The organism is Aerococcus sp. HMSC23C02 (genome assembly GCF_001806805.1).
GTDB lineage: Bacteria > Bacillota > Bacilli > Lactobacillales > Aerococcaceae > Aerococcus > Aerococcus sanguinicola.
The window spans coordinates 42,863-51,820 of the sequence record NZ_KV786059.1 but is presented as its reverse complement, the minus strand read 5'-3'; the positions used below and the strand labels follow the sequence as shown (position 1 = coordinate 51,820).

The window sequence follows — 8,958 nt, the reverse complement described above, 5'->3', positions numbered from 1 at the left end:
AGGAGCCCTTTCTGCATCCTCGAACCCGACTAGGGTGTAAGGGAGCGCGCCCATAATGAGCCAATCCACAATCAAAGGGGCCGAGTGTGGTTTGACATCGCTCACCCCACACTCAGAGCTTCAATTTGTGGCTTCATAATGAACAAGCCACAATCAAGTTCTTCCATTGTGGGTTGAAGATTGGGAAGCCACACTCGAGATTCCGAAGTGTGGCTTGGCACCGTTCAATCTACGCTAGCAAGCTCCAATTGTGGGTTAACAATATTCGACTACAAAAGCTCTTCCAAATCAGTGCTTTTGATATGATGAATGTACAAACTAGCTAAACCCTCTAGCCAAGCTGAATCAAGCCTGGCTAGAGTTTTTTTATTGGGAGTGAAATTTTAATGAAAGTCAACTTGCTAACGAGACTTGTATTCAAAAATCAGCACCGTCCAACTTTTAGGTCAATAAAGTCTTGCCAGCATGACCAAATCTTAGCTCCTTAATCTAAGCCGCTCCACCTATACCTAGAATCTATGATTCACAGCGATAATTTTTTATTAAAAAGTAAGCGTTTTATTTTTGAATTTAAGGCTTTTATGTTAATTTAGAAGTGTAAAGAAAGTGTTTTCATTAAGCTTTCATTATTCACAGAAAAGGAGAAAAATTATGTCAGCCGAATACAAAGCACCTTCTGAGGTGAAAGACTTAACCATTTATAATACTATTGAACTTGAAGACTTAGCAAAAGAAGTCATGCCTAAAGGCGGTTTTGACTACCTAGCAGGCGGTTCAGGTGAAGAATTTACCTTAAAACGTAATGTGCAATGCTTCAAATCGCAAGGTATCCTGCCAAGGGTTTTGGCCGATGTCGAGTTCCCAGAAACGGAAACAGAAATTTTTGGTCAAAAACTGAAAGTGCCTTTCATCATGGCGCCAATCGCAGCCCATGGTCTAGCCCACGAAACTAAGGAAGCTGGAACAGCTAAGGGGATTTCTGAATTTGGAGGCACCATTATGTCGATTTCAGCATATTCAGGAGCTACCTTCGAAGAAATTGATGAAGGCCTCCAAGGTAATCCGCGCTGGTTCCAAATCTATATGGCCAAGGATGATGAACTTAATATTAACATCCTGAACGAAGCCAAGGCCGATGGGGCATCCGCTATTATTCTAACGGCCGATGCGACCATCTCAGGTAACCGCGACCGGGATGACAAGAATGAATTTGTTTACCCCTTCGGTATGCCAATTGTTTCCCGCTACCTGACAGGGACTGGGGAAAATATGTCCCTCAACAATATCTATGGCCAATCCAAGCAAAAGATTACCCCGCGTGATGTCGAATTCATCAAGAAACATACTGACCTCCCTGTCTTTGTTAAAGGGCTGCAGACAGCGGAAGATGCCAATGTGGCCATCGGAGCAGGGGCTGATGGTGTTTGGGTATCCACACACGGTGGCCGCCAATTAGACGAAGCACCAGGCTCCTTTGAATGCTTAGCTGAAGTTGCTGATGCGGTTGCTGGCCGGGTGCCAATTGTCTTCGACTCAGGTGTCCGCCGCGGTGAACACATCTTCAAGGCCCTAGCCCAAGGTGCCGACCTGGTTGCTCTGGGACGTCCTGTCCTCTTTGGCTTAGCCCTAGGTGGCTGGAAGGGTGTGCGGTCCGTCTTTGAATACTTCGAAACCGACCTCAAACGCGTGATGCAATTGGCTGGGACGCAAAACATTGACCAAGTCAAAGCAGCCCGCTTAAAAGCTTTAGATAACTGGAACTAAGACCAAATTCACTGGCTTCCTCCTTTTTGGGGAAGCCAGTTTTTTTTTCTAAAATAAATCATATGAGTGAGCATACCTTCTGCTCACAATTCGACTTGTAAGCCGCGATTGTTTAGTTAATCACTGCTAACACACAAATATTTTCCCCAGAAGATCTAGTCTTTGATTTATGTCTTTTGCCGCACATGATATACTAGGGTTAAATTAATTTTAAGAAAAAATAAAGGAGTGAGGGAAATGCTTGAAGCTAAGCACCTAACCAAGACTTTCGGGCAGAATGTCGCGGTTGATGATGTCTCCTTCCAGTTGGAGAACGGGAAGATTCTTGGCATGATTGGCCGTAATGGGTCTGGAAAAACGACCATCTTCCGGATGATCTTGGACTTTTTGACACCAGAAGGCGAGGGCAGTGTGACCTGGAATGGCAAGGCCATGAACACCCAAATCTATAATATTATCGGCTACCTGCCAGAGGAGCGGGGGCTCTACGAGAAGATGTCCATCGAAGAGCAGATTGTTTACTTCGCTGAATTGCGGGGGATGAAGCGCCAGGATGTCTTGGCCCGGATTGATGAGTGGATGGACCGTTTCCAGGTTAAGGGCAAGCGCCAGGACAAGATCAAGACCCTGTCTAAGGGGAACCAGCAGAAAGTCCAACTGATCGCCACTCTCATCCATGAACCTGAATTTGTGATCCTAGATGAGCCTTTTTCTGGCTTGGATCCGGTCAACGCTGACTTGCTCAAGAATGGCATCCTCTATCTGAGAGACCAGGGGAGTTCTATCATCTTCTCCAGCCATAATATGGATAATGTCGAGCGGCTCTGTGATGAACTGATTATGATCCATGATGGCAAGCGCGTGCTCTATGGCCCCATCGACCAAGTCCGTGAAAGCTTCGGCAACACCCGGCTCTACCTGGAAACAGACAAGTGGACAGCGGAACAATTGGCCGGATTAGAGGGTGTGGACAAGGTTGAAAGCGACCGTCCTGGCGTTTACCAATTGGAGCTCCAGGATGAAAGTTATGGTCCGCAGATCTTCGACCAGGTGACCCAGGGCCATTATATTAAAGCCTTCAGCCAGCAACCGCCCACACTCGAAGCAATCTTTAAAATGAAAGCAGGTGGCTCCAATGAGTAAATTATGGACTGTCGCAAAAAGCGTATACCGCAAGAATGTCTTTTCCTGGTCCTTCGTCTGGATGGTCGCTTCGCCCCTAGTCATGGTCGCTGTCTTTGGTCTCATCGGCTACTTCATTGGTCAGAGCGAGGCCACTAAGTCGGGGGATATCGCCTTGGTCCAGGCTTCTCCCGAAGTCCAAGAGATTGTAGAGGCGAATAAGGGCCACAACCAGATTATCTTGGACCTCAACCAAGAAGAGGCCCAGGCCGCCTTGCGCGACGACAAGATTGATGGTTACCTTGAAGTCGGCGAGGACAAGGGCCAAATTAAGGCCAATTTCTTCCACAAAACCACTTCTAGCGATGTTAATTTAGACGATATTGAAAAAGGGCTCCAGGATTTACAAGTCCGGCGCCTGGCTCAAAGTCTGGGGCTCAGCCAAGAGGACCTGGCCAAGCTCCAAAGTCAATCGGTAGCAATCAATGTCAATAACCTGAATTTTGGGGAGGATGGCAAGCTCTCCCAAGAAGAAGGGAATTCGATCAAGTATATCATTCGCTCATTTATGGCCTATTTTACTTGCTTTATTGTTTTCTTCTTTATTATTTCCTATGTCAACATCATTGCCCAAGAGATTGCAGCAGAGAAAGGCTCGCGGATTATGGAAATTATCCTCTCCAGTATCCCGGCCCGAACCCATTTCTTCGGCAAGATGATTGGGGTGGGGCTCATGATTCTGACTCAGATTGGCTGCTACCTAATCCTCTATCTCCTAGGAGCGGCTGCCTTCGCCAGCTCCCTAGTCAGCCTGCCGATTCCAGATAAGCTCTTAGACAACTTACAACTAGGCAGTCTGATCCAAGAAGCCCTGCCGATCTTTGCCTTGGGCCTGGTCTTCGCCCTTATCGGTATCCTGATCTACACCAGTTTTGCGGGCTTCCTGGGCTCCCTCGTTTCCAAGACCGAAGATGTCCAAAAAACCATCATGCCTGTTGTTTTCTTGGGGGTGGCTGGCTTCTATATCGGCCTCTTCGCCTTCGCTTCCTCAGCCAACAATGCCTTGGTGCGGATCAGCTCACAGATTCCTTTCTTCACGCCTTTCGTGATGCCCTTCCGTATCGCTGGAGAAAGTGTCTCAGGCTTCGAAATTGGCCTCTCTGTCGTGCTCAGCCTGATCACGATGGTAGCCATCTTCTACCTCTCAGCGGCCTTCTACAAGAGCAATGTCCTCACCTACAGTGACAAGGGCATGCTGGACACCCTGAAGCGGTCATGGACCCTCTGGCGCAGCGAGAAAGAGGCTTAGCTAGCCGTTCAAAAATTCCATAAGAAAAAGCCAGCTTTCGGGCTGGCTTTTTACTTAGTTTTATTCCTATTCTTGGTCGTCGTCTTCTTCATCCAAGAGTTCATTGGTGAAATGGTGCAGGTTTTCTTGGATTTGGTCATCCGACAGGCGAGCTTGAGGAATATCCTGGTCATCGTAAACCGATTCATCACTATCTTCGGTTTCTTCGTTGACCTTTTCAGCAATGGCTGAGAAGTCTTCCTCGCCCTCTGCTTGTTGGGCCGCGCCTGCAGAAGCAACTTCTTCCTCTTCTTCAGCTTCCACCTTGGCCATAGTTGAAACCTTGGCGTCATCATTCAAGCGCATGAGGCGGACACCCTGGGTCACCCGACCTGTTTGGGAAATATCAGCCGCATGGAAGCGGATGACTACGCCTTCATCGGTCATCAGCATGATATCTTCAGTTAGGTCGACGGTTGTCATCCCCACCAGCTTCCCGTTCCGCTGGCTGGCATTGATGGTTTTAACCCCTTTACCGCCGCGCTTGCGGATGGCATATTCGCTGGCTGGGGTCCGCTTCCCATAACCATTCTCGGTGACGACAAGGACATCCGCATCGTCAGCTAGGACGGCGGCTCCAATCACATAGTCACCAGGCTCCAAACGGATGGCCCGAACACCGGTAGCTGTCCGCCCCATCGACCGGGCGTCTTGTTCATTGAAGCTGACCGCATAGCCATCGTGGGAAGCCACGATCAGATTGCGCTGGCCATTGGTAAAGAGCACATCGACGAGCTCATCATCCTCCTTGAGATTGAGGGCGATCAGGCCGTTGTTACGGATATTGAAGTAGTCGCGAACAGGAGTCCGTTTAATGACACCCTGGCGCGTAATAAAGGCCAGATAGCCGTCAGAATCGCCGTCATAGTCCACCGGGGTCACATTGATGGCATCACGCACCTTCTCGTCCTCTTCCAAGTTCAGGAGGTTAACGATCGGAATCCCCTTGGCTTGCCGGCCGTATTCTGGAATCTCATAGCCCTTCATCTGGTAGACTTTGCCCTTGTCCGTAAAGAACAGGATAATGTCATGGGTAGAAGTTGAGAACATGGTTTCGATATAGTCCCCATCGTTCATGCTCATGCCTTTGACGCCGAGACCGCCGCGGTTTTGGACGCGGAATTCATCATCGGCAACCCGCTTAATATAGCCGTTCCGGGTCAGGGTAACGAGCACATTCTCTTCTTCGATCAAGTCCTCATCTTCCAGGCTGGTGATTTCACCCACCCGCAGTTCGGTCCGGCGGTCGTCGCCATAGCGAGCCTGGATTTCTAATAATTCTTGGTAAATAATTTCATAACGTTTCTCTTCGCTGGCTAGGATTTCCGTCAAGCGGGCAATTTCAGCCATCAGTTCGGCATGTTCCTTGTCAATCTTTTCCCGTTCCAAGCCAGTTAAGCGGACCAGACGCATATCGAGAATGGCTTGGGCTTGCTTATCCGAGAGTTTGTACTGGGTCATAAAGATTTCCTTGGCTTCGTCACCAGAACGTGATGAGCGCAGGATATTGACGATTTCATCAATATGGTCCAGGGCCACCTGTAAACCTTCCAGGATATGGGCCCGGGCTTCGGCCTTTTTCTTCTCAAAGATCGACCGACGACGGATAATCTCTTCTTGGTGGTCCAAGTAATAGGTCAGGATTTCCTTGAGACTCAGGGTCTTAGGCACACCGTTGACGATGGCCAACATATTAAAGTTGAAGTTGGCTTGGAGCTGGGTCAGCTTGTAGAGGTTGTTGACGATCACACTGGCACTGGCGTCCTTGCGGCATTCCACCACAATCCGCATGCCATCCCGGCCGGATTCATCCCGGACTGCCGTGATGCCTTCAATCACCTTGTCACGAGCTAAATCCGCAATCCGTTCCACTAACTTAGCCTTGTTGACCATATAAGGAATCTCATGGATGACAATCCGTTCGCGACCACTGGACATCTGGTCGATATCCAACTTACCGCGGACAATGATGCGTCCTTGGCCTGTTTCATAAGCCTTGCGGATCCCCGACTTGCCGATCACAATCCCCCCGGTCGGAAAGTCCGGTCCAGGGATGGCTTCCATCAGCTCAGCCGTCGTTGCTTCTGGATTCTTCATCAGGGTGTGGATACCTGAGATTACCTCATTTAAGTTATGGGGTGGGATATTAGTAGTCATCCCGACCGCAATCCCGGTCGCCCCGTTAACTAAGAGGTTAGGGAAGCGGGAAGGGAGAACTTCTGGTTCACGCTCTTCGCCGTCGTAGTTGGCGATAAAGTCCACCGTGTCCTTGTTGATATCCCGCAACATTTCAGTAGCAATCTTACTCATCCGCGCTTCGGTATACCGCATGGCGGCAGCCTGGTCCCCATCGATGGAGCCGAAGTTCCCGTGGCCGTCTACCAGCATATAGCGGTAGGAGAAGTCCTGGGCCATCCGCACCATAGATTCATAGATGGCGAAGTCCCCATGGGGGTGGTACTTACCCATGACATCTCCGACAATCCGCGCTGACTTCTTATAAGGTTTATCTGGGGTAACCCCCAATTCATTCATCCCGTAGAGAATTCGCCGGTGGACAGGTTTCATCCCATCCCGAACATCCGGCAGTGCCCGTGCCACGATAACACTCATGGCATAGTCGAGGAAGGATGTCCGCATTTCATGGGAGATTTCTCGACGTTCTAATCTATTGTCTAAAGCCAAAATACTAGCCTCCTATTCTAGCTTGCCTAGTCGTCCAATTGGTCATGACTAAAGGTCGATGGTCGCATAAGTGGCGTTCTCTTCGATAAAGTTCCGCCGCGGTGCCACATGGTCGCCCATTAACATGGAGATCATTTGGTCGGCTTCCACACCGTCTTCAACGCTGACTTGAAGCATGCGACGCGTACTTGGGTCCATGGTCGTATCCCAGAGCTGTTCGGCATCCATCTCGCCCAGCCCCTTATAGCGTTGGACAACGGGCTTAGGACGCTCAGGAAGACTGGCCATATATGCCTCTAATTCGGCATCCGATTCAATATACTGGATCTTCTTCCCTTGGCGTACCTGGTAGAGGGGAGGAACCGCAATATACACATAACCCGCATCCAAGAGGGGACGCATGTAACGATAGATCAGAGTCAATAAGAGGGTCCGGATGTGGGCCCCATCGACATCGGCATCGGTCATGATAACGAGCTTATGGTAGCGGGCCTTGGAGACATCGAAGTCATTGCCCCAGCCCGTCCCCATCGCTGTAAAGAGGGAACGAATCTCTTCATTGGCTAAGATCCGGTCCATAGACGCTTTTTCAACATTCAAGATCTTACCACGGATAGGCAAGATGGCTTGGAAGTGGCGGTCCCGGCCGTTCTTAGCGGAGCCCCCAGCGGAATTCCCTTCGACGATGAAGAGTTCGCATTCCTCGGGCACCCGGCTGGAACAATCGGCCAATTTACCCGGTAGGTTGGAGATTTCTAGCCCAGACTTCTTCCGGGTCATTTCCCGGGCCCGTTTGGCTGCCTTCCGTGCCTTAGAAGCAACCAAGCCCTTGTCGACAATTTGCCGGCCGATATTGGGATTCTCTAAGAGGAAGGTCGAAAAGTGCTGGCCGAAAAGTCGGTCGGTAATCGTTCGTACTTCCGAATTTCCGAGTTTCATCTTAGTTTGCCCTTCGAATTGAGGGTCGGGGTGGCGTACTGAAACGATCAGGGTCAGGCCTTCACGCACATCTTCCCCAGTCAGGTTCTCATCATTATCCTTGAGAATATTGACATTCCGGGCATAGTCGTTGATAGTCCGGGTGAGGGCGGTCTTAACCCCAGATTCATGGGTCCCCCCTTCAAAAGTATGGATATTGTTAGCAAAACTCATAAAGTTCACATGGAAGTCGTCCGTATACTGGAGAGCAACTTCGACCTCAATATCATCCTGTTCCCCTTCTAGGTAGATAGGTTCAGGGAAAAGCGGGGTCTTATTCTGGTTGAGGAAGTCGATATATTCCTTGATCCCACCTTCGAAGTGGTAGCTGTATTCAACCGTTTCTTCTTCCCGCTTGTCGGTCAGTGAAATCCGCAAGCCCTTGTTCAAGAAGGCGAGCTCCCGGGTCCGTTTATTCAGTATTTCCCGGTTATAAACCGTTGTTTCTCGGAAAATCTCGCTATCGGCTTTGAAGGTGACAACCGTTCCTTGCTGGTCGGTTTCTCCTGTCACTTCGAGCTCGGTCATGATCTTCCCCCGGCTGTATTCTTGGTGGTAGATCTTGCCATTCTTGTAGACATCGACGTGGAGCCATTCAGAGAGGGCATTCACCACTGAGGCCCCCACCCCGTGCAAGCCGCCGGAGACCTTGTAAGAGCCACCCCCGAATTTACCCCCAGCGTGGAGAACATTAAAGACAGTCTCTACTGCTGGCCGGCCGGTTTTTTGTTGGATATCGACAGGAATCCCCCGGCCATCGTCCGTAATCCGAATCACATTATCTTCCAAGATTTCAATTTGAATATGCTTGGCAAAACCAGCTAAGGCCTCATCGATTGAGTTATCGACAATCTCCCAAACTAGGTGGTGGAGGCCGGTCTCACTGGTCGACCCAATATACATCCCAGGCCGTTTCCGGACCGCCTCGAGCCCCTCTAGGACTTGAATTTGGCTGGCATCATAGCTCTCCGCCAGATGGGCCAGTTCCTCCTGTTCCTCCTTGCTTGGTTCCTGGCTTTCTTCCTGTGCTTGGTCTTCAAAGTGTTTCTCATCTGCCATCG

At 49.9% G+C, this 8,958-nt stretch carries 5 protein-coding genes; 3 read left to right on the top strand and 2 right to left on the bottom strand.

Annotated features, from left to right (window positions below; all coding sequences use genetic code 11):
* Positions 1 to 651 precede the first annotated feature (651 nt).
* From HMPREF3090_RS06530 to HMPREF3090_RS06520, 3 genes are all read left to right on the top strand, one after another.
* Positions 652 to 1,764: a lactate oxidase gene (locus HMPREF3090_RS06530; RefSeq protein ID WP_067973626.1), complete on the top strand. Its 1,113-nt coding sequence runs from the start codon at positions 652 to 654 to the stop codon at positions 1,762 to 1,764.
* A gap of 237 nt (positions 1,765 to 2,001) precedes the next feature.
* A complete protein-coding gene (locus HMPREF3090_RS06525) occupies positions 2,002 to 2,907 on the top strand; it encodes an ABC transporter ATP-binding protein (protein WP_070486197.1) in 906 nt (301 codons plus the stop codon).
* The gene (locus HMPREF3090_RS06520; RefSeq protein WP_067973633.1) at positions 2,900 to 4,195 is read left to right on the top strand and encodes an ABC transporter permease; all 1,296 of its coding nucleotides are present in this window, start codon (positions 2,900 to 2,902) and stop codon (positions 4,193 to 4,195) included. Before HMPREF3090_RS06525 ends, HMPREF3090_RS06520 begins: the two co-directional genes overlap by 8 nt.
* Before the next feature lie 66 nt (positions 4,196 to 4,261).
* Here the strand turns inward: HMPREF3090_RS06520 and gyrA are convergent, their stop codons facing one another.
* A complete protein-coding gene (gyrA, locus tag HMPREF3090_RS06515) occupies positions 4,262 to 6,922 on the bottom strand; it encodes a DNA gyrase subunit A (RefSeq protein ID WP_083272417.1) in 2,661 nt (886 codons plus the stop codon).
* A 45-nt stretch (positions 6,923 to 6,967) separates the two neighbouring features.
* Positions 6,968 to 8,956, bottom strand: a complete 1,989-nt coding sequence (gyrB, locus tag HMPREF3090_RS06510) for a DNA topoisomerase (ATP-hydrolyzing) subunit B (RefSeq protein ID WP_067973637.1) — start codon at positions 8,954 to 8,956, stop codon at positions 6,968 to 6,970.
* Between the last annotated feature and the right edge of the window lie 2 nt (positions 8,957 to 8,958).